Genomic DNA, 19126 nt, shown 5'->3' with positions numbered 1-19126 from the left:
ACAAACCCACCCCAAGGTTTGGGCACCTCCCGAAGAACCAAGCCGGAAATGAAAAGGTATCTGGTGTTTCTCATCGGATATGCCCTATTTCGGGCCATCACAGCCATTCTCCCTTCGCGGAGTGATGAATCACATCGCATACTCGCACACCTTCCATTCAGTAGTCGGCGATGTAATGCATCTCATCGTATAACCCGGCAGCGATGCCCGCGGTCCATAATCTTTACCCTTTCAATGACAGTTAGGGCTGCGGCGGCTTCCATCCGCTTCGGCATGTCCAATGCTTTTCATCCTTTGCAGCCGGACGCCAATTCCTTTATCGCCCTGCCTTCCCTCCTACCGCAGGCTCACTACAAAAAAAGCGAGAGCTCAACCCATGAGCCTCGCTTTTTTTCATGCCTTTGGCCGCACGCCCCCCGCTCCGCTCCCTCCTAGACGGTGAAGCTGTAAGCGACCTCCGCTTCCGTACCCGCGGCCCGTACAAGCTGCATCCACTGCTCCTGCGGTACAACGTCCACGACCGCCTTGATCCCCAGCTTCGCAAAATCCAGCTGCGGCACGTCCTCCATCCGCAGCCGTTCCGTCACCAGCTTCCCGAGGACGCCGGGAAAGCGTTCCTCCATCTGCTGCAGCCGGTAGAGTCCGGTCTCGAAGTCCCTTCGCGACGCGTTCACCGAGCCCAGGATCAGCTTGTTCTCCAGCACGAGCTCCCGGTTGAGCAGATCCGCCGAGATGCGGATGCTGCGGGAGCCGGGCGTGACCCCGAGCAGCGCCAGCACGCCGTTCGGCGCGAGCGCCTCCATCGCATCGAATGCCAGCGGGCTGAAGCCCGTACATTCGAAGATGAGGTCGGCCCGCTTGCCCTGCGCAGCCAGGAAGGCGCTCAGCGGCGAGACGGCCGCTCCCGCCTCAGTCCCAGCGGCGGCGGCCGGCGCATCCTCCGCCTCCTTGTACAGCCCGCCGCACTCGCGCACAAGCTGCGCCCCCGGGGAATCCGCCGGTGCCTTCGACCAGACGATGGTCTCGAGGCCGAGACAGCGGCAGGTCAGCGCCGCCAGCAGGCCGAGCGGCCCCGAGCCGAGCACGACCGCCGTCTTCGGCTGCCAGACGAGGCGCTGCTGCACGCGCTGCACCTCGCTCCACACCTTCTCGACGATGCTCTGCGGCTCCGTCATGACGCCGTACGGCAGCGCCTCCGCCGGCACGCGCACGAGATACCGGGCCTCCTCGACATAGTACTCGGAGAGGTACCCGTGCGCGCCCTTGATCCCGCGCTCGACATACGCGCCGCTCTCGCAGAAGTCCTGCTGCCCGTTGCGGCAGGCCACGCAGGCCTGCACCGTGCAGGGCCTGCGCACGAGGGCGCAGACCGCGTCACCGGGGTGCAGGCCCGTCGCCGGGTCGGCTTCCTCCACCACACCGAGTGACTCGTGCCCGATGATCAGCGTCGTATCGCCTTCCGGCGGAACGCCGTACTTTTCGCTGATGATCTCCCGGTCCGTGCCGTCGAGGCCGACGCACAGCACCCGCACCAGTACGTCCGACGGCGTGCGCCGCCGCGGTCTTTCCGCCTCCCCAAGCTCCAACCGCGGCTCCCCGCCTCCCGCTCCCGGGGTGACAGTCAATCCCGTTACCCTGATCGCTTTCATACTTACCCTCCCATCGGCTCCAGCAGCCTCTCGTCGCTCTGATCCTCACGCCCGTGCTTCTGGTGACGGAACAGCTTCACCTTCGCGAGATACTCCTGCACGACCTTCACGAACGTGGCATGCGACCAGGTCAGCGGGGACACGGACATCGGCTCGCCCGTGAAAGGATGTACCTGCTCCGCCAGGATGCCGGACGGGAGCGCATGGCTCATCGTCCAGCGGATGAGCTCCATGGCCGGTGCGAGATCCTGCTCCCGCGCAGCGCTTGCAATCAGATATTCGGCGTACCACAGCGTACAGATGAACCAAGGATTGCCCGGCACCCGGCTGACGTCCTTAGTCACCTGATGATAGTAGTCGTTGCTGTAGCGGCCCAGGCCCCCGACCTCCGTCTGAACCCACAGCTTCTCGCGGATCGCCTTCATCGTTGCGGCTACCCGGGGATCCGACGCAGGCAGCAGCCCGAAGTCAAACAGGGCGTACATACTGGCATCCAGCGTTAGATCGGGCTCGTACGTCTTCTGATCATAGTTCCAATAGAGCGAGCGGACAAAACGCTGCTCGCTCTCGGAATACATGTATTTTTCCGCAGCCGTCTTTACCTTCTCCGCCTGATCGCGGTAGTACACGGCCCGGGCCTTGTCCTGAAAATAATCCGCAAAGTTCGCCGCAGCCAACAGCCCGGCATACACGCTTGCCACCGTGAACAGATGCACGCCGTAGCGTTCCTCCCACAGATCATACGAGGGCAGCGGCAGCCCGGACGCATCCTGGTACTTCGTCATGAAGTCCGCCGCAGGCAGGACAAGGTGGTCGTAATCGTCCCGCGCCTCGTCCAGCGTCCGGGCGAGCTTGTGGTGATGCCAGAGGGCATAGATAACAAGCGCCGTCTCATCCTCCTGGATCGGGAGCTGCTTCTCTCCCCGCACATCGATCCATGGATGCCAGGAAGAACCCGGAGAACCGTCCGGATTGTACTTATGCAGCAGGTAGCCTTCGGTCGCCAGGCCCTTCTTGCAGAATTGAAAAAAGCGCTTCGTCAGCGCATGATATCCCGAGCGGTCCAGCGCATGCGTAATGAGAGCCCCGTCGCGGGGCCACATGTAGGAGTACGTATCCTTATTGAATTTCATGATATCGGAGTCATTCGCTGCGATAATCGCCCCGCGGTTATCCGTATTGGCCCGGACAATCAGCAGACTGCGCTTGTAGAACAAAGCCACGTCCGGCTCCAGCAGCTTCAGGTCGTGCCGGTCCATCGCCAGCCACTGCAGCCAGTGGTTGTAGGTACGCTGCAGCAGCGTGTGGGGGTGTACCCGGCGCACTTCCTTTTCCACACGCTGGATGTCCGCGGCATTCTTTCCGAACACGATCCAGAACCAAGCCTCCGCCGATCCGCCGCCCGGCACCCGCAGTTCCAGCTCGATCGTCCCGTCCACCGAGCCCTGCGCAATCGGATGTCGTCCGAGCTTCCCGTCCTCGGCGTCCTTCCAGGTGCCCTGCAGGTGGTTCATCTCCTTCTGTCCGATCGCAAAGGACGAGATTCCGGCCTCCTTGCCGCCCGCCGCCGAGCAGGAGAGGGACAGATAACGGTGTCCCTTGTAGAACACCAGCGATTTCAGCTCCGGGTCGTAGTAGACCGTATCTCCCACCCCGTTGCCGTACAGGTGCAGGTCCAGGTGAAAATACAGCTTGACCGTCCGCTCCTCTTTCCTGCGGTTCTCGATGACCACCTTGCGGACGAAGACGTCTTCCTGCACATCGACGCCATCCCGGATGAGCAGACCGAGCCCTAGCCGCTCGTGCGCACACTTCACGTTCGTCACCAGCGACTCGTTCAGGTAGCCCGCTTCCCTCTTCAGCTCGGGGTTATCGATCCAGAAGAAATCCTCCGCCGTCCATACCCCGAAGTGGGACAGATGATCCAGCGCCTGATTTTCCTGGCCCACGTAAGGAAAATACATATCGCGCAAATTATAATTCGTATCGAAGTTCACCAGAACATTGCCGTTACCGATCGGCAGATCGCGTGCCATTAACGGTTCATCCCCTTCCTGTTCTTCCTACTTTCCCCTCAGCTGGAACCCATTTATGCATTTTTCTTCAAAAAACCGTCGCTTTGAATGGAAACGTATGGTATACTCCTCGTTGTTGAAGGGGCTTCGTTCAGGGGCCTGCAGACGCAAAAAGACCAGCCCACAGGCCGGTCTCATGTGATTCATCCCGCTCTCGCCCCGAACGATCGGGGCTCTGTACAGGTTCTATTCATTTTCTCTTCCTCCCGTGCTTCACAAGGGTCATTCGGCGCGAATGGCGGAGCCAAGAGTAGTAGGCTTTGAGATCGCGCAGCTGAATATCTTGGGATACGCGTCCAAGGAAGGTCACGACGATCATCTTGTGCAGGGGATTCCCCGCGATGTCCGTCTCCTCCTTCATTTCCACGAATTCCGCTACCATCACCAGATCTTCATCAATTAGATATACGTCTTTCTCGTTAGCATAATAAGGCTGGATTTTGTCATTCTTCATTTTGTCCCATAAGAAGGAACAGATATGTTCAATTCCGCCCTGTTCCGTTTCCACCCGTTCCGTCCAGCGGCTGAGCGCGTGGCTCGTGATGACAATATCCGCTACCTTATAACCGTTGAACGCAACGTAGAAAGGCTCGTAAGTACTCCACCGGTTCATGATCTTATCTCTCATTAGTTGTCCCCCCTTTTTCTCCAGAAGTATACTACTTCTAATGTATTATTGGTATTACAAACAGTCAAGACTTTGTTCGGTACATTAAAGATTTTTTTATAATGCTATTTCTTTTCATAGCTATGTCCGGTACAATAGGACAAGAGAGGAGTGAACAGGATGGGACAGCCTATTCCTGATTTCGGTAAATTTCTAGAGGGTCTTAGAGGTTCCATGTCTTTAAGGGAAGCAGCCAGAAAAAGCGGATTGTCGCACGCGTACATAAGAGACCTTGAACTGGAACGCAACCGATCGACTAACGACAAAATCACACCGTCGCCGGACACGCTCCAAAAGCTCTCCGCCGCTTACGGATATCCCTATACGGAACTTATGATCAAAGCAGGCCACCTGATGAGCGATGATGTTGCCCCCGTGGTAACGCGCAGCTATCCGGAGGTCGACCTCAACCAAGTTTATTTTATCGAAATCGGCATGAAAGAAATTACGTATCACACCGAAGCCGACCGGCTTGCCTGGAGCATCGATTCCCTGCTGGATTTCAGCACGTTTTTGGATACCCTCGATGAACACGGTTTCAAGAAAATGGATGCGGATCTCTACGTGAACCTGCATCACATCCGCAAATATGACGAGCGCAAAGGCAAGCTGTACTTCGATGAAGAAGGCAAAGGCGTCTCCGTCACCATCTCCGCGATCCGCCAGCGGAAATACCACGACCTGATCAACCGTCACACCGCTAACAACACCCAGCGCAGTCTGGAATTCTCATTCGGCAAAGCCGGCAAGAAAGCTTCCTTCACAACAGCAGAGAAGAACATTTAATACAAAAGGGATAGGTGCTTGCAGCAAGGAGTAAGGATTTTTATGAACGAAGCATTATATTATTCCGGAATATATCTCATTTTGTGGACACTGCTGTTATCCTTGGGTCTGGCCATGTTTCGAATGCGTATCGCTTCCTACGTCGCGCCGCTTATGATTTCAGTTCTTCCCCTGACCTTTGCCTCTATGTTAATTCAACTTCTTGATCGTGCCTATCTCACTTCCATTGTTCAGCCCGTCGGCGCAGTTCTATGCTACGGGCTTATTTTCCGTTTCCGATGGTGGCACGCCATCCTCATGGTCGTGTTGTATTATCCTATTAATATTTTTTTCGAACTATTCTTTAATTACATCATGACCAGCTTTATGTGGGAGCGCGTGGTGCACCATATGGTGAATGATGATCTTGTTTCCGTAGGGGTCCTTCTTCTCTTTGCTAATTTTGTATTGATTGTAGTCCTGCAGCGGTTTAGATGGGGGTTCAGCTTTATCCAAGCCGGTCCTTCCCGCGCAAGGTTCAAAAAATTCTCCGATCAAATGCTGGCTTATCTTCTCGCTGCCTTTGCCATCTTTGGGATTGTCGGTTTTGCCATTTACTTTCTTCATACAGCGGTAATGATTCCTATTGGAATTGCCCTGACTGTTGCCTGGTTAGCAATTGTTAGACTAGCCTACCGTGAGGAGATTGAGGACTGAGGAGGAGGCAAGTACTTGGAGAACGCGTGGATATTCATTGTGGCTTTTCTACTCTATTGGCCCTCTGCCTTCGCATTAACTTTGGCCTTATTTAGACAGCAAGTAAAATCATATTTATTGAACATTACTATTTCTTCTTTGATCATGGCTAATATCACCTATATTATTCAATCGGGACAAATCCCACTGGGTATTGCTGTAGTCCAACCTGTTCTTACTTTGCTCTGTTTTTGGCTTATTTTTAGGATGAAATTCTCCCATGCCCTTATTGTGTTCGTATCTTATTATGTATTTAATTTTATCGCCGAAGTTATTTTTTATATTTTTCTCAGCCGCATTATTGATAGCCCATTTATCATTCTCGCAAGGGATAGCGTTTTTCTTCCCTTTTTGTTTTTGACCATCGTGAATATCATAACTGCTGCCGTTATTCGTAAATACCGCCTAGGCTTCTCATTTGTATCCTTTCACACGAAGTCCAGAAGCAATGTCTCGCACTTACTTCCCATTACAATCGCTTGTCTTCTCAGTGCATGTACAGCTACCGCCTCACTCTTCTTATCCCATGATACGGTAATTCCTTTTATGGTATTTGTTTTTGTGGCGATAGGCTTTATTTCGTATCAGTTTTATAGAAAAGAGATGTCAGAGTAACTGCGCTATTCTATAAGGAGAGATATTTTTGAAGATAGTAATTCATTCTTTTATTGATATCCTTATCTTGTGGCCATCACTATTTATTTTAGGACTATCGCTATTCAGGCAAAAATTAACTCCCTATTTTAAAAATATTTTTATCAGCACTCTTGTTATGTCCACAGTCTCTCTCATTGTTCATAATACGTTTCTTGAACCGGCTATGACTCTGATTCAACCTATCTTTTTAATCCTCTGTTTTTATTTGATATTACGGTTGAGCTTACTGCACTCCACCATTATTTGTGTTACTATTTATATTTTCTCAGCTATCGTGGAACTGATAGTAATGGCTCTTCTAAGTAACATGAATTGGGACCGATTTGTACAAGGAATGCAAGAATATAGCTATATACAAGGTACTACTATTGGTTCGTTGAATTATTTAGTTGCATGGCTGTTACACAAAACAAGATTTGGTTTTACTTTTATCCATGTTCGGCAAAGACAGATCAGCCCTTCAAGTACCAACTCTCAAGTAAGCTATATTCTAATTCCAGCTTTCTTCTACTTGGCTGCATTAAGTTTAGTAAAATATTCCACCTCGATCAATTTCTATTGATCAATTTAGCATTTCTGGTTGCAGCTCTGCTCTTCCTTTTGGTTTGGATGTATAAGAGGGAGAGAAGTGAGTAGTATCAAAGTTATTATATCTTTATACATAAAGGAGAGTTCAACCCATGAAATATTATATTAATCTAAGAAGTAATCGTAATTAGTTTTATGAAGACCCTGAATCTAGGATACTTATTTATATCAGCTATTTACTTTATTGCTTTTCTCCTAGGTCCCCAACTACTTTACTCTCAGAAATATTTTGTCACTTATGGCCCACTTGCTTTACTATTAATCACTATATATTTTGGCCGTGATGAATTAAAACTTTTTAATTGGAGCCTCCTTAAAGAAAGATTATTTTTAAGATGGGTGTATAAAGGGTTCCAGTATATGGTTTTTACTCAAGCAATTGGAACATTGATCTTAGGTCCTTTTACCCATTCGCAAGCTGAACAAACTACCGCACTTTACTCAATTGCCATTTTGCATATGATCATTTCAGGTCCAGTCGTGGAGGAAGTAGTATTTAGAAAAGTTCTCTATAACAAATTCAAGAATATTTCTAATGAACTAACTGGTACAGTTGTTTCCTCTATGTTTTACGCAGTAATTCATGATAATATGGAACGATTTCCCATATATTTTATAACGGGTTGTATACTTTGCTCGGTGTATAAAAAATCTAATACAATTGCAACCACTATATTAATACATATCTTAATTAATGCAGTTGCTTTAATAGCAAACTTTATACGACAAAAAGGATTTTTTTATTAACAGATGACCCATTTCAAACCTCTCATAATTCGACAAAAAAACTTGTTTGTTATAGGAAAGTATATTACACTTGTTTATGAATACAGTAGGAATTTGGTTTGCTACTCACTCAATTTAGAGGAGATCAATTATGAGCTTTGTTGCCAATGTATTCTTCGGCTCCATTGAATTCACAGCAGGAATTGTACTTGCCTTATCCATGTTTAGATTTCAATATTACTATTACCTCCCAAAAATTTTTGGAATAGCTTTATTAATGTCTTTAATCTCATTCCTCTTTCGCGATACTCCACAACTTCAAAATTTTTCGATAATTGTCGCTCTTTCGATTGAGATTATTTTAATTATGATTGTTTATAGAATTCCTTTCTTTTATTCGCTTTTAGTAAGTCTTTGTGGTTATATAGCAGGAATATTAATTGAAATGACCATTATAATAGGGGGGCTAAAACTCTCCCTGTTTAATGATGAAGAAATACAAAAAGCATCTCCGCTTATCCTTGGCTCAGTGCAAATCACCACTGCAATAGTGATCTGTATCATCATATTTCTCATTCAAAGACGTAAAATCGGATTCTTGTTTAAAACTAAAAACCTATCTACAAAAACTGCGTTAAAAGGATATAATTTTGTAATAGCGTCTGTTCTGGTAATAGGGTTAATCATAGCCCAACTAGAACTAGCAACCTATTATTCCAATCAAACTATTAGCATACTAGTTTCACTAATTATGGCTGTTTTTTTTCTTATAGGGATTCTACTAGCGTACAAACATAACAAAAAAATCATTAGGGAAACCTATGAGAGGCCGATTAAAGATGAACTGGATAGATCGTTCCGCTCTGAGAATCGCACTTTCAATAAGAAACAATTATAAGGATGCAGCTTCAGAGAGAGTACTTTTTTATGCACTTAGTTTGCTGATAAATTCCGCCTTCGCTACTTTTATTGTTTTAGGAATATCCTTAATAACAAATCAAGTTGTATCTGCTATTATTACTTTAATCAGTTTTTCTGTAATTAGAACCATTAGCGGCGGCTTGCATTTAAAGTCATCTTTAGCATGTAGCATAACTACAATATTATTTTTAACAATGATAATACATGTAGAGTATCAGTTTACATATCTAGGTGCTATTATTAATTTTATTAGTATGATTATATTGTTGATTGAGGCCCCAAAAGGAATTGAACATGTGAGTCGGATTTCTCCAAAACATTATCCTATTTTGAAAATTCTATGTGTTTGTTTTGTGCTAAGTAACTTTTTCCTACAATCTTCTCTTCTCTCTTCAGTCTTTTTATTTCAGGCTCTCACCTTGACCAACTTTACTTACAAGATAGCAAACAGACTCGAAGGGAGGTGGGTGCGTGAAGAACAAACTTGCAAAAATAGCTAGTATTCTACTAACTGCTATTGCCTCAATGTTTGCATTCACAAATTCATTTTGGATGAACCGCCCCGAAACCCCGGAGGAACTCCTCAAAAAGTAATACGTTAATACATACGAACCCGGATCACCGGGCTGATGGGTGGACCATCGTCAGCCTAATCCTACTCCTATGGAGCTGAACGAAATGCAAAAAATCCCGGTAACGCGTGACGGCAAGAGAGGCTCGGAAGTGCTGATTATCGATGCCTCGGATGTGGTGAAGATCGACCGTATCCGCGAACGCGAGGTTATTGTCCATACCCAAGAGGAAACATTCTACCTGGACTTTTCGTTCGACAACCTGGAAGAATGGTTATTCGAAGACGGGTTTCGCATGCTCGACAGCGCCAATATCGTGAACATGAACCATGTCGAAGAGTATGATTTCCGCAAGGGTCTCGTCTACTTAAGCTCAGCCAAACCCAGCGCGCCCAAAACCGCTTCAGCCGCACGGATTCACAAGGAACACGTAGAGAATGCCGTGCAGCTCATCAAGTCCGCGGACAGCTCAATACCGGGACATAACCCGGAGCTTGCCGAAGAGCTTTTTTCCCGCATCATCAGCGAAACGAACGATTACCACCTTCTCCGCTCCTATGCCACGATCCGTGCTGTGAATGAACGCAAACGTGCCGAGGAGAAAATTCAGCATATGGCTTACCACGACGCCCTCACCGACCTGCCGAACCGGCTGATGTTCGATGAGAAGCTCGATCGGTATTTCCAGGAAGCCGAGCGCAACGGCAGCATGATGGCCGTGATGTTTTTTGATCTGGACCGCTTTAAAGTGATCAACGATACGCTGGGCCACCACGTAGGCGATCAGCTGCTGAGGCTACTGGCCCGCAAGCTCCGCCACTATGTCAGCGACAAAGACGTCGTCGCCCGCTTTGGCGGGGACGAGTTTATCATACTGCTTACCAATATGGCCCACGCCGATGAGGCCGCTCAGTTCGCGCAGGGTATCCCAGACCTGCTCAAGGATCCTTTTGTGATTGAAGGCCATGAGCTCTTCGTCACCGCCAGCATCGGGATCAGCCTGTACCCGAGTGACGGCAAAGAGGTCGATACCCTGCTCAAGAATGCGGATATCGCGATGTATCGGTCTAAGGAAAAAGGCGGCAACGCCTTCCAATATTACCATCCGGATATGAACAAACGCTCGCTGCACCGGCTGAACCTCGAGATTCATCTGCGCAAGGCGCTGGAGCGCGGCGAATTCCAGGTGCATTACCAGCCGATCGTTGACCTGCGCAACGGCAGTGTCTACGGAATGGAATCGCTGGTCCGGTGGCAGCACCCCGAATGGGGCGTCGTGTCCCCCGGCGAATTCATTCCACTGGCCGAAGAGACAGGTCTGATCGTGCCGATCGGCAACTGGGTGCTGCTCGAATCCTGCCGGCAGAACCGGCGCTGGCAGCAGCTCGGCTATCCGCCGCTCGTCGTCTCGGTGAACATCTCGGCGATTCAGTTCAACCAGCTGAACTTCATCCAGATCGTTACCGATGCCTTGAGGGAGTCCGGGCTGGCGCCGGACCGTCTGTGCCTCGAGATTACGGAGAACATCGCCATGAACAACGGACCGCACATTATCGAGACGATGCAGAAGCTGAAGGCGCTCGGCGTCGGCATCTCCATCGACGATTTTGGCACCGGGTATTCCTCCCTCAGCTATCTCAAACGATTTCGGGTTCAGACGCTGAAGATCGACCAATCCTTCATCCGGGATGTGACGATGGATGAGGACAACGCGGCTATCGTCACGGCGCTCATTGCCATGTCGCATCGGCTGAAGATCAAATCCTTGGCCGAAGGCGTAGAAACCCAGGAGCAGCTTGATTTCCTGGTGGCCCAAGGCTGCGATAAAATTCAGGGCTATCTGTTCAGCAAGCCCATTCCGGCCGATGCCTTTGAAACGATGATCAAAGAAAACCGGCAGCTCTATATGCACTGATCAGGAAGAAAAGTCAGCTTGGCTGCAACTTTTTTTCCTTTTTTTTCGTCCAAATGCATGGAAGGTTTCACCTTATGATGAAAGGAATGGAATCATGTCTCTGCCCCTGTCCGAATCGGCCCGCAAGCTCCCGGCCCGCTCGGCCCCAGCCACCAAGACGTCCAAGAAACGCCGCTCATCGGCTTCGCTCACCCTTTTCCTCTACTCACTGACCGTGCTGTTCCTGCTTGGTTCCGTAGGCAGCCTTTGGTTTTTCTTAACCGCTTCGGGAACCCAAGCCAGAATGCTGATGGCCGACACCCTCATTACTACCCAGCATCGGCACTGGGCCAAATATCTGATCGGCACGGAAGACCTCGATAAGCGTGTAACCCGTTATATGGCACAATTCGATAACTATTCGGTAGTGAAGGACCAGGGCCTCGTCCACGTGGAAGCGGATGAAGCCTCCGCCCCTGTTACCGAAGCCAAGCCAGCCTTCACGGTCGAAGACATCCAGGGAAGGAACTTTAAGGGCAAGCTGCTCATCGTCTCCGATCCCAAGAAGCTGCGCATCGCGGTTCCCGGTACCAAAGGTAAAGGGGAAAAAGTCAGCTCCATGGTGCAGCGCCTGGATGCCGCAGCCGGTGTGAATGCAGGCGGGTTCGTCGATCCCGAGTGGAAGGGCAATGGATTTCAGCCCACCGGACTGGTCATCTCGGGAGGACAGATCTTCTATAACGACGGCGGCATGAACACATCCAATCATATTGTCGGGATAGACAAGGATGGACGGATGATTGCCGGCAAATATACCGCTAAAGAACTTATGGACATGAACGTGCGGGAAGCCGTTACTTTTGCTCCTCGTTTCATTGTCAACGGCGTTGGACAGATCAAAAGCCAGGCAGACGGCTGGGGGATTGCCCCGCGAACCGCCATGGCGCAAAAAGCCGATGGCACCATCCTCTTTGCGATCATTGACGGCCGTCAGCCCGGACACAGCATCGGAGCCAGCCTGTACGACATCCAGCAGATCTTCCTCGACCATGGTGCCGTTACGGCTGCTAACCTGGACGGAGGCTCGTCCACCGTCCTCGTAGTGAATCCGAAGTATGTTGAAGGAACGGCAAGCCATACCGCAGACGATGCCGCGAAAGTGACCGATCCAAACCCTCAAAAGAAAGAAAATATTGCACTGCAGCCGCTGAACAAGCCGTCCAGCGAGTACGGCGAACGTTATCTGCCTACCGCCTGGCTGGTCTTCGAGGACCCCGACCAGGCCGGAATCCGGAACATCTGGGAAGGGATGGATCCGCGCAAAATCGACGCCTCCAAGTGGTAAAGGACTCATCGCTGAAGCGTTCAGTAGAGCATGAACACACAGGCGGGCTCAATACGGCTTTGTACCATGAATGTGTGTGCTGGCATCCGGTCAGCACAGCAGCGAAATCTCTCAGGGATGGAGTGACCCTGCTGCCTACAGAGAATGCGCGTTTGTTCATATGGGCTGCCTCACCCAAAACAATAATAAAGGGACGCATGTTCTTGACGAACACCGTCCCCGCGTTCTCTTAGTGCTCTTCTGCTTCGGCGGTCGTAGCTGCAACGGAAGCTTGTGCCGCCGCCACTTCCTCAGCGCCTTCCCCTTGGCCGTTCTTCTTGAACGCCTGCCCTACCTGAACGGCAGCCTGCTTCGCTTTGCCCGCCAGCTCCGAGGTGCTGCGGGAGATCGTTCCTGCTGCCGACTGTGTCTTCTCCGAGACGACAGAGACGATCTGCTTCGACTTCTCGGTTACTTCCGATGCCAGCTGCTGGGTCTTATCCCCTACCTGCTGCGCGCCTTCCGCGATGTCAGAGCGCAGCTCACGACCCGACTTCGGCGCGAACAAGAGGGCTGTCACCGCTCCGAGTACCGTTCCGACTACGGCGCCAACAAGCAAATCCTTACCTTTTTTCGGTGCTGTCATGTTCTCTACACTCCTTCGATTTGGCCTGCCTGGAAGCCTGCCATCGCTGCCACAGATGAAGTCCGGCGGTCGTCAGCTCTACCATGTCGCCTACCGTGTCACGGGAGCTCCCCAGCGCACGCTGCGCTTCCTGCACCGTCTGCTCCACCGACGCCGCCGCCGTCTGCATCGAACGGGACAGCCGCTTGACCGCCGTTCCCGCTTCCGCTGCGGCTTCGAACCACAGATCCGCCGCCTGCACCCGCTGCTGCAGCTCCTCCACCACGGCCGTCGAGGCGCGAAGCAGCCGTTCGGATTCTTCCCCGCTGCGCTTCACCTGCTGCTGCACATCCTCGAGGACCTCAACGGTGCGCCGCATCGACATCCCGGCATCGCGCATCAGACGGACCGCACAAGCGGCAAGCACAACGAAAGCCAGCATGCAGAGCCCGAGCCCCCACTGCCACCACATGGCGCTGCTCCCCTTTCCTGCCGGTAACCCGCCGTCATTCCCTCATGGCCGGTTCCCGGATCCTGGCGGGTATGTACCCGCCGGCACCTTCTTCTGCCGCCTCCGGCAAGCTCCCAGGGCGAATGCCCATGAGATACTACAGTATAAGCGGGTGGGCCCATTTTGACACAAATTCCGCAAAAAAAGGACAGAGCACCTTCTCCCCCATCCCGGTTGGCATTGGCAAATACGGATATTCCGATATAATGAAAGACGTATGATACCAAGCCTTCCGACTCCTTCTGCGGAGCGGAGCGAATGGCTTAGAACGTGGGAAAGAACGGGGGAAACGAGATGAACCGTGAACAAGGATTGGCCCTGCTCGAAAGCGCCCGCATCGTAGCCATCGTGCGCGGTGTGAAGGAACAACATATTCTGGACGTGGCGCAGGCGCTGCTGGACGGCGGGATCCCCGTCATGGAAGTCACGCTGAATACGGAAGGCGCACTGGGGATGATCTCGCGTCTTCAAGAGCAGTTCGGAGACCGCATGTACATAGGAGCAGGAACCGTACTCGACGTGGAGGACGCGAGGATAGCGATTGAAGCCGGCGCAGCCTATCTCGTCACACCGAATACGGATGAGAACGTGATCCGGTATGCCGTAGCCAGGGAGATCCCTATCTTTCCGGGCGCCATGACGCCGACGGAGGTGGTCCGTGCCTGGAAGGCCGGTGCGTCAGCCATTAAGATCTTCCCGGGCGCCAGCCTCGGTATCGGGTACATCAAGGAACTGATGGGCCCCTTGAGCCACATCCCGATGATGGCGGTTGGCGGGGTTACTGAGGAAAATATTGGCGAGTATATCAAACTGGGCTGCTATGGGGTCGGGATCGGCGGCTCGCTCATCAACATGAAGGAAATCGAAGCCGGCAATTACGACTGGGTCCGGGACAAAGCGGCACGGCTGGCAGCCGGCGTTCGTGCAGCGGAGACTCGTTAAAAGACTCGTGCGGCTGGCAGTGGAAGCTATCTTTTAGGGATAGGTGTGTGGAGGCTCTTCGGATGGAATCTTTACTTTGGGGGCTCCATGCATGCGGAGTGGGGGATTCGTGCATTCCATTCGTGGGGCGCCATGCGAGCCCCAGACACCAGAGCATGCGCAAAAGCAGCAAGGTGCTCTTCCGCATCAGTCTGAAGCCTAACTCGCAACGGCTCTGCTGGGGTGAAGTTCAAAATAGCGGAACTCCGATGCGCTATGTCCGCCATGGATAAGGTGATTTTCAGAATAGAGGAACTGAGGTTCGCTATTTCGAGGCCCGAGGCTGTTTTTTGAGGTAACAGAGGCTAATAAGATACTTGAGTTCCGCTATTATTTGGAAAAAAACGGGAAATACTGAAATAAGGTATTTCAGTTCCGCTATTACAAATTTGTATGTAGAATCACCACGTTTCTCTCGAGCAGCACAAAAAGAAAGCCAATATCACTAAAATATGAGATTTAACACAAAGCAGGCAGTCTAGGGACCGCCTGCTTTGTGCTTTACTGCCTATTTCTCGTGTTACAGAGCTTCAGGCCTTTGGAAGCCTTCACAGATCTGGGGGTGACGGGGGTGCCGCCATCTCTGAAACCTCGCGGGCTTGGCGGATCTTGCGGTTCGCGGGCTTGCCGGCCTGTATCACCTCTGCCGCTTCTCCCAGCCACCGCTGGCTTCCCGCCCCTGCCGCCTTCGCAGACTCGGCAATCTCGCGGGATTCGCGGGCCCGCGGGCTTAGCTGCTCGTCCCATCTCTGCCGCTTCTCCCCGCCACCGCTGCTGCTGCCGTCCCTGCTGCCTTCGTGGACTTAGCAGCCCGTCCCACCTCTGCCGCTTCTTCCCGTCCCTGCCGCCTTCACGGACTTGGCGGGTGAACCGGCCTTTTCCCCCTCTTCAGCTCCCCTAGCGGTACACGTCCTCTTCCGCCCCCAGGGCCAGCGGAAGCAGAACCCGGATCTCCGTCCCCTCCCCCTCGACGGACGTCACCTCCATCGTGCCGCCGTGCAGCGCCACAATCTCGTGACAGATCGCAAGGCCAAGCCCCGTGCCCTCCTTCTGGGGATCCGCCTGGTAAAATTTCTGCTCCACCTTATCGAGATGCTCAGGAGCAATGCCGATGCCGCTGTCCTTCACCCGCACAAGCGCATGCTCCTCATCGAAGCGCATCGCCTCAAGCTCCACCCAGCCCTCCCCCGGCGTGAACTTGATCGCATTGTCCAGCAAATTGAGCAGGACCTGCTTGAGACGGTTGAAGTCGCCGCGCACAGCCAGCTGCTCCTTTGGCAGCAGCAGCCGGAGTTCCTGATGCTTGGCCGCCGTTTTAGACCTCATCTGCAGGGCCGCCTCTTCCACCAGGGACTGCAGCGCAACAGCAGAGATGTCCAGCTCTATGCTCTTCTGGTAGAGTCGGGAGAAATCGAGAAGCTCCTCCACCAAACCAACCAGCCGCTCGGTCTCCTTCGAGATGATCGACAAGCCGAGCCGCGTCTCCTCACGGTCCTCCAGGTCCCCGGTCAGCATCGTCTCGCTCCACCCCTTGATCGAGCTAAGTGGCGTCCGGATCTCGTGGGAGATAGAGGAGATCCAATCATTCTTGAGCGATTCGCTGCGTACAATTTCACTGGCCATGTAATTCAGCGTGCCGGCCAGCTCGCCGATCTCGTTCGGGGTCGACACATCCAGGCGCACGTCGAAGCGGCCCCGGGCCATCTCGGCTGACGCCCTTGTCATCACCTTGATCGGCCTCACGATCGAATCGGCCAAGGTCAGGGAGAAGAGCAGCACCAGCACGAGCACCAGCAGACCGACACTTGCGGCAATGATGTAGATTGCGCGGAGCACCCGGTCGACCTCCTCCAGCGAGGTGACGTAACGGGCGACCGCCAGCGTCTGGCCCTGGAAGATGAGCGGCATGGAGACAGCCATAATATGCTCGCCGGTAGAGGGGTTGGGGCCGCTCCACACACCGGTGCCTCCCTTCCATGCCTCGGCCACGTCGGCCGTACGCACGAGACCGGAGGATACAAAACCGCTGGTACCGGCCAGCACGCTCCCGTCCCGGTCGACAATCTCAAGCTCCGCCGTCTCATAGGCAAAGCTCGTCACAAGCCGGCTCAGATGCTGATTGAGATTCGTATAATGCAGATCCCCCGCGAACCGGGTGTAGAAGGACGTCGATACCTTCGCATGGTTCGAGAGCACCCCGACAATGCCGCTGTAATAGAACTGCCTGACCGCGATAAAGAATACGCTCTCGACGAGCACCAGGGCAAGCAGGACGGCGACCACGAAGCGGGAGACCATCTGCAGCCGCAAGGAGCGGCGGCGCAGCCTCATAAGCGCTCCTCCCGGTTGAAACGGTAGCCGCTGCCCCAGACCGTCTCGATGAACACCGGCTTCGACGGCTGATCCTCGATCTTCTGGCGCAGCCGCCGGATGTTCACATCGACGATCTTCGGGTCACCGACATACTCGGCGCCCCAGACGGCGTCAAGCAGGGCGTCGCGCGTCCAGACCCGGGAGGCGCGGGACAGCAGCAGCGAGACCAGCGCGAATTCCGTCGGCGTGAGATCGATCCGCTCCCCGTGCTTCAGCAGTTCCATGGCCCCCCGCCGCAGCTCGAAGGGGCCGCATAGAACCGGACGTTCCCTCTCCCCCTCCTCCAACTCCGGCTGCCCGGTTCGGTTGATGCGGCGAAGCAGCGACTGGATCCGCGCCATGAGCTCCCCGGGACTGAAGGGCTTGCTGACATGGTCATCCGCCCCGAGGGACAGACCTATCACCTTGTCCTGCTCCTGCACCTTCGCCGTCAGGAAAATAATGCCAATCCGCTCATTCACCTCCCGGACGCGACGGCACACCTCGAACCCGTCGATGCCCGGCACCATCACATCGAGCAGCGCAATATCGAAACCCGGCTCTCCGAGCAGGAGAGCCAGCGCCTCATCGCCGTTCACCGCTTCGGTCACCTCATGCCCCTGCCGCTTCAAATTCACGACCACGAAGCTGCGGATGGAGTCTTCGTCTTCCAGAATCAGAATTCGGCCCATGCCTGCGCACTCCCTTCGCTTTTCATCTCCGACAGCAGATGCAGCAGGCTCCGGTACGCTTCCGCATCCCGGTTGATCGCCAGCACCTTATCGGCTGTACGGTGTACCGGCAGCCAGTCGGTCTGCTCTTCATTCCACGCCTCCGCCGGGAACATCCGGATCTCGGCAAGACGCTCCGTGCTGCCCGGCGCCGCGACGAACCGCACGGCTGTCCCTTCCTCCACCTCGAGCGTCGTCTCGGCCGGCCACTCCGGCGGGAAGTCGAAATAGTAGCCGTCCTGCCCGTTCCAGTAGCGCTGAAGCACCTTAATGAAGCCGCCGTTACCATCCCAGCGGCTGTAGGTATAGATCCAGGGAATCAGCGCAATCGGCTTGGTCTCCCATCCGGGCGGAGCGTTCATGCCGACGACATCCAGAATCCCGTCCCGGTCCGCATCCTCGCTCTCTGCGGTGTAGGCCTTATAGGTCACCTTCGGATCAAAAGCCCGGCGGAGCCGGCCGTCCCTGTAGATCAGCATCTCCGTGTAGGAAGAATGAGCGCCTACGCCTGCATCCAGTACGACCCCCCGCAGCTCAGGCGTCACCCGGCCGCTGATCATGCTGTAATAGCCTTCCACGGTACCGTCAAGCGTCAGGGTGCTCAGCTTCTTAAGACCATTCTCGTACTCGTATAGAGCCGCGGAAGAGGTCCGTTTCTCTCCGTCATGCAGGATCACGGTCAGATCCTGGCGGTCGTTCTCGTTCAGATCGTCGATCACGTAATCCGTGTACGGCAGCTCGAATTTCTTCACCGCCCGGCCGCGCTCCAGCGCATACACGGCAAGCCCCTTCGGGGCTTCCTCCGAGGTGGCGTACGCCGCCACCACATTGACCCCCTGGGACGCATCGTCCAGGGTGATCCGCTCGAACCGCAGCTCGTCGAGCTCATAGCCCGCGCCCTCGAACGAATCGGAGCGCTTCCAAGCCCCTCCGCTTTCGCTCCAGATCTCCCCGTGGAGCTGCTCGCTTTCTTTGATTTTATAAAAAAAGACCGCTTCCTCGCTGCCGTCCCCGTCCAGGTCGACCACCGAGATGGCACCGGCCTGCACGGCACGGCTCGGCCGGATCAGCGCTGCTCCCGGAGGCAGAGACGCCTCGATCACCGACTTCAGCGTCTCCTGCTCCGCCGGCAGCTTCGGCAGGCGCATGTACGCGCCCGGCTGTCCGATCAGACTGCAGCCCGTGCAGCCGAGAAGCACCAGAACCAGCAGCCCTTGGGTCAGGTATTGGCCCATGTCCGCACAACCTTCTTTCTCACAAGATAACCGGCTTCAGCGCCCTTTAAGAACCATGCCTGTTGATAGCCAGATAGCAATTCTAATATTTCCAACA

Annotated in this window: 19 protein-coding genes and 1 pseudogene; 12 read left to right on the top strand and 8 right to left on the bottom strand. The window is 53.4% G+C overall.

Annotated elements, in window-relative coordinates; all coding sequences use genetic code 11:
• Window positions 1-431 precede the first annotated feature (431 nt).
• The 3 genes from ACP26L_RS09480 to ACP26L_RS09470 form a co-directional block, all read right to left on the bottom strand.
• On the bottom strand, window positions 432-1649 hold the full coding sequence (locus ACP26L_RS09480; protein WP_426452268.1) for a glucose 1-dehydrogenase: 1218 nt from the start codon (window positions 1647-1649) through the stop codon (window positions 432-434).
• 2 nt (window positions 1650-1651) lie between these two features.
• A complete protein-coding gene (locus ACP26L_RS09475) occupies window positions 1652-3685 on the bottom strand; it encodes a glycoside hydrolase family 15 protein (protein ID WP_426452267.1) in 2034 nt (677 codons plus the stop codon).
• A gap of 229 nt (window positions 3686-3914) precedes the next feature.
• The gene (locus ACP26L_RS09470; RefSeq protein WP_426452266.1) at window positions 3915-4352 is read right to left on the bottom strand and encodes a hypothetical protein; all 438 of its coding nucleotides are present in this window, start codon (window positions 4350-4352) and stop codon (window positions 3915-3917) included.
• Window positions 4353-4511: 159 nt separating this feature from the next.
• On the opposite strand from ACP26L_RS09470, the pseudogene ACP26L_RS09465 reads away from it, so the two are divergent.
• The 11 genes and pseudogenes from ACP26L_RS09465 to ACP26L_RS09415 all read left to right on the top strand — a co-directional run.
• Window positions 4512-4712 (top strand): annotated as a pseudogene (locus ACP26L_RS09465) (helix-turn-helix domain-containing protein); the annotation flags it as partial.
• A gap of 12 nt (window positions 4713-4724) precedes the next feature.
• Window positions 4725-5177, top strand: a complete 453-nt coding sequence (locus ACP26L_RS09460; protein ID WP_426455252.1) for a hypothetical protein — start codon at window positions 4725-4727, stop codon at window positions 5175-5177.
• Window positions 5178-5219: 42 nt separating this feature from the next.
• Entirely contained in the window at window positions 5220-5873 is a 654-nt protein-coding gene (locus ACP26L_RS09455) for a hypothetical protein (protein ID WP_426452264.1), read from the top strand.
• Between the two features lie 15 nt (window positions 5874-5888).
• Window positions 5889-6527 (top strand): hypothetical protein, encoded by a 639-nt coding sequence (locus ACP26L_RS09450; RefSeq protein ID WP_426452263.1) that lies wholly within the window; start codon window positions 5889-5891, stop codon window positions 6525-6527.
• A gap of 28 nt (window positions 6528-6555) precedes the next feature.
• Window positions 6556-7131, top strand: coding sequence for a hypothetical protein (locus ACP26L_RS09445; RefSeq protein WP_426452262.1), 576 nt, complete (start codon window positions 6556-6558; stop codon window positions 7129-7131).
• A 161-nt stretch (window positions 7132-7292) separates the two neighbouring features.
• Window positions 7293-7904: a CPBP family intramembrane glutamic endopeptidase gene (locus ACP26L_RS09440; protein WP_426452260.1), complete on the top strand. Its 612-nt coding sequence runs from the start codon at window positions 7293-7295 to the stop codon at window positions 7902-7904.
• A 130-nt stretch (window positions 7905-8034) separates the two neighbouring features.
• Window positions 8035-8781: a hypothetical protein gene (locus tag ACP26L_RS09435; RefSeq protein ID WP_426452259.1), complete on the top strand. Its 747-nt coding sequence runs from the start codon at window positions 8035-8037 to the stop codon at window positions 8779-8781.
• Window positions 8723-9304 carry an accessory gene regulator ArgB-like protein gene (locus ACP26L_RS09430; RefSeq protein ID WP_426452258.1) on the top strand — a complete coding sequence of 194 codons (582 nt, stop codon included), beginning with the start codon at window positions 8723-8725 and terminating at the stop codon, window positions 9302-9304. Before ACP26L_RS09435 ends, ACP26L_RS09430 begins: the two co-directional genes overlap by 59 nt.
• A gap of 25 nt (window positions 9305-9329) precedes the next feature.
• Window positions 9330-9398, top strand: coding sequence for a hypothetical protein (locus ACP26L_RS09425; protein WP_426454873.1), 69 nt, complete (start codon window positions 9330-9332; stop codon window positions 9396-9398).
• Between the two features lie 69 nt (window positions 9399-9467).
• Entirely contained in the window at window positions 9468-11291 is a 1824-nt protein-coding gene (locus tag ACP26L_RS09420; RefSeq protein ID WP_426452257.1) for a putative bifunctional diguanylate cyclase/phosphodiesterase, read from the top strand.
• Between the two features lie 94 nt (window positions 11292-11385).
• Window positions 11386-12615 carry a phosphodiester glycosidase family protein gene (locus tag ACP26L_RS09415; protein ID WP_426452256.1) on the top strand — a complete coding sequence of 410 codons (1230 nt, stop codon included), beginning with the start codon at window positions 11386-11388 and terminating at the stop codon, window positions 12613-12615.
• A gap of 229 nt (window positions 12616-12844) precedes the next feature.
• On the opposite strand, the gene ACP26L_RS09410 is transcribed toward ACP26L_RS09415, so the two are convergent.
• Both ACP26L_RS09410 and ACP26L_RS09405 read right to left on the bottom strand, forming a co-directional pair.
• Entirely contained in the window at window positions 12845-13240 is a 396-nt protein-coding gene (locus ACP26L_RS09410) for a YtxH domain-containing protein (protein WP_426452255.1), read from the bottom strand.
• Complete coding sequence (locus ACP26L_RS09405) at window positions 13218-13691, bottom strand: DUF948 domain-containing protein (RefSeq protein WP_426452254.1); 474 nt, start codon at window positions 13689-13691, stop codon at window positions 13218-13220. Before ACP26L_RS09405 ends, ACP26L_RS09410 begins: the two co-directional genes overlap by 23 nt.
• 333 nt (window positions 13692-14024) lie before the next feature.
• Here ACP26L_RS09405 and ACP26L_RS09400 point away from each other — a divergent pair, with 333 nt between their 5' ends.
• Window positions 14025-14672, top strand: coding sequence for a bifunctional 4-hydroxy-2-oxoglutarate aldolase/2-dehydro-3-deoxy-phosphogluconate aldolase (locus tag ACP26L_RS09400; RefSeq protein ID WP_426452253.1), 648 nt, complete (start codon window positions 14025-14027; stop codon window positions 14670-14672).
• A 936-nt stretch (window positions 14673-15608) separates the two neighbouring features.
• On the opposite strand, the gene ACP26L_RS09395 is transcribed toward ACP26L_RS09400, so the two are convergent.
• From ACP26L_RS09395 to ACP26L_RS09385, 3 genes are read right to left on the bottom strand one after another with little or no spacing between them, the layout of a single operon-like run.
• Window positions 15609-17042, bottom strand: coding sequence for a sensor histidine kinase (locus tag ACP26L_RS09395; protein WP_426452252.1), 1434 nt, complete (start codon window positions 17040-17042; stop codon window positions 15609-15611).
• Window positions 17039-17755 carry a response regulator transcription factor gene (locus tag ACP26L_RS09390; protein ID WP_426452251.1) on the bottom strand — a complete coding sequence of 239 codons (717 nt, stop codon included), beginning with the start codon at window positions 17753-17755 and terminating at the stop codon, window positions 17039-17041. The genes ACP26L_RS09395 and ACP26L_RS09390 overlap by 4 nt, the downstream gene beginning before the upstream one ends.
• The gene (locus ACP26L_RS09385; RefSeq protein ID WP_426452250.1) at window positions 17740-19029 is read right to left on the bottom strand and encodes a hypothetical protein; all 1290 of its coding nucleotides are present in this window, start codon (window positions 19027-19029) and stop codon (window positions 17740-17742) included. Before ACP26L_RS09385 ends, ACP26L_RS09390 begins: the two co-directional genes overlap by 16 nt.
• Window positions 19030-19126 lie beyond the last annotated feature (97 nt).

This window comes from Paenibacillus sp. S-38, assembly GCF_049942825.1.
Taxonomy (GTDB): domain Bacteria; phylum Bacillota; class Bacilli; order Paenibacillales; family NBRC-103111; genus Paenibacillus_G.
The sequence above is the reverse complement of the archived record's forward strand: the minus strand, read 5'-3'. Positions and strand labels throughout refer to the sequence as shown.

Excerpts from the sequence above, each read along its gene's own strand:
- ACP26L_RS09415 (WP_426452256.1), top strand. The coding sequence starts at position 11,386 with ATGTCTCTGCCCCTGTCCGAATCGGCCCGCAAGCTCCCGGCCCGCTCG.
- ACP26L_RS09435 (WP_426452259.1), top strand. The coding sequence starts at position 8,035 with ATGAGCTTTGTTGCCAATGTATTCTTCGGCTCCATTGAATTCACAGCA.
- ACP26L_RS09410 (WP_426452255.1), bottom strand. The coding sequence starts at position 13,240 with ATGACAGCACCGAAAAAAGGTAAGGATTTGCTTGTTGGCGCCGTAGTC.
- ACP26L_RS09420 (WP_426452257.1), top strand. The coding sequence starts at position 9,468 with ATGGAGCTGAACGAAATGCAAAAAATCCCGGTAACGCGTGACGGCAAG.
- ACP26L_RS09455 (WP_426452264.1), top strand. The coding sequence starts at position 5,220 with ATGAACGAAGCATTATATTATTCCGGAATATATCTCATTTTGTGGACA.
- ACP26L_RS09395 (WP_426452252.1), bottom strand. The coding sequence starts at position 17,042 with ATGAGGCTGCGCCGCCGCTCCTTGCGGCTGCAGATGGTCTCCCGCTTC.
- ACP26L_RS09430 (WP_426452258.1), top strand. The coding sequence starts at position 8,723 with ATGAACTGGATAGATCGTTCCGCTCTGAGAATCGCACTTTCAATAAGA.
- ACP26L_RS09470 (WP_426452266.1), bottom strand. The coding sequence starts at position 4,352 with ATGAGAGATAAGATCATGAACCGGTGGAGTACTTACGAGCCTTTCTAC.
- ACP26L_RS09400 (WP_426452253.1), top strand. The coding sequence starts at position 14,025 with ATGAACCGTGAACAAGGATTGGCCCTGCTCGAAAGCGCCCGCATCGTA.
- ACP26L_RS09440 (WP_426452260.1), top strand. The coding sequence starts at position 7,293 with ATGAAGACCCTGAATCTAGGATACTTATTTATATCAGCTATTTACTTT.
- ACP26L_RS09390 (WP_426452251.1), bottom strand. The coding sequence starts at position 17,755 with ATGGGCCGAATTCTGATTCTGGAAGACGAAGACTCCATCCGCAGCTTC.
- ACP26L_RS09475 (WP_426452267.1), bottom strand. The coding sequence starts at position 3,685 with ATGGCACGCGATCTGCCGATCGGTAACGGCAATGTTCTGGTGAACTTC.
- ACP26L_RS09460 (WP_426455252.1), top strand. The coding sequence starts at position 4,725 with ATGATCAAAGCAGGCCACCTGATGAGCGATGATGTTGCCCCCGTGGTA.
- ACP26L_RS09480 (WP_426452268.1), bottom strand. The coding sequence starts at position 1,649 with ATGAAAGCGATCAGGGTAACGGGATTGACTGTCACCCCGGGAGCGGGA.
- ACP26L_RS09405 (WP_426452254.1), bottom strand. The coding sequence starts at position 13,691 with ATGTGGTGGCAGTGGGGGCTCGGGCTCTGCATGCTGGCTTTCGTTGTG.
- ACP26L_RS09385 (WP_426452250.1), bottom strand. The coding sequence starts at position 19,029 with ATGGGCCAATACCTGACCCAAGGGCTGCTGGTTCTGGTGCTTCTCGGC.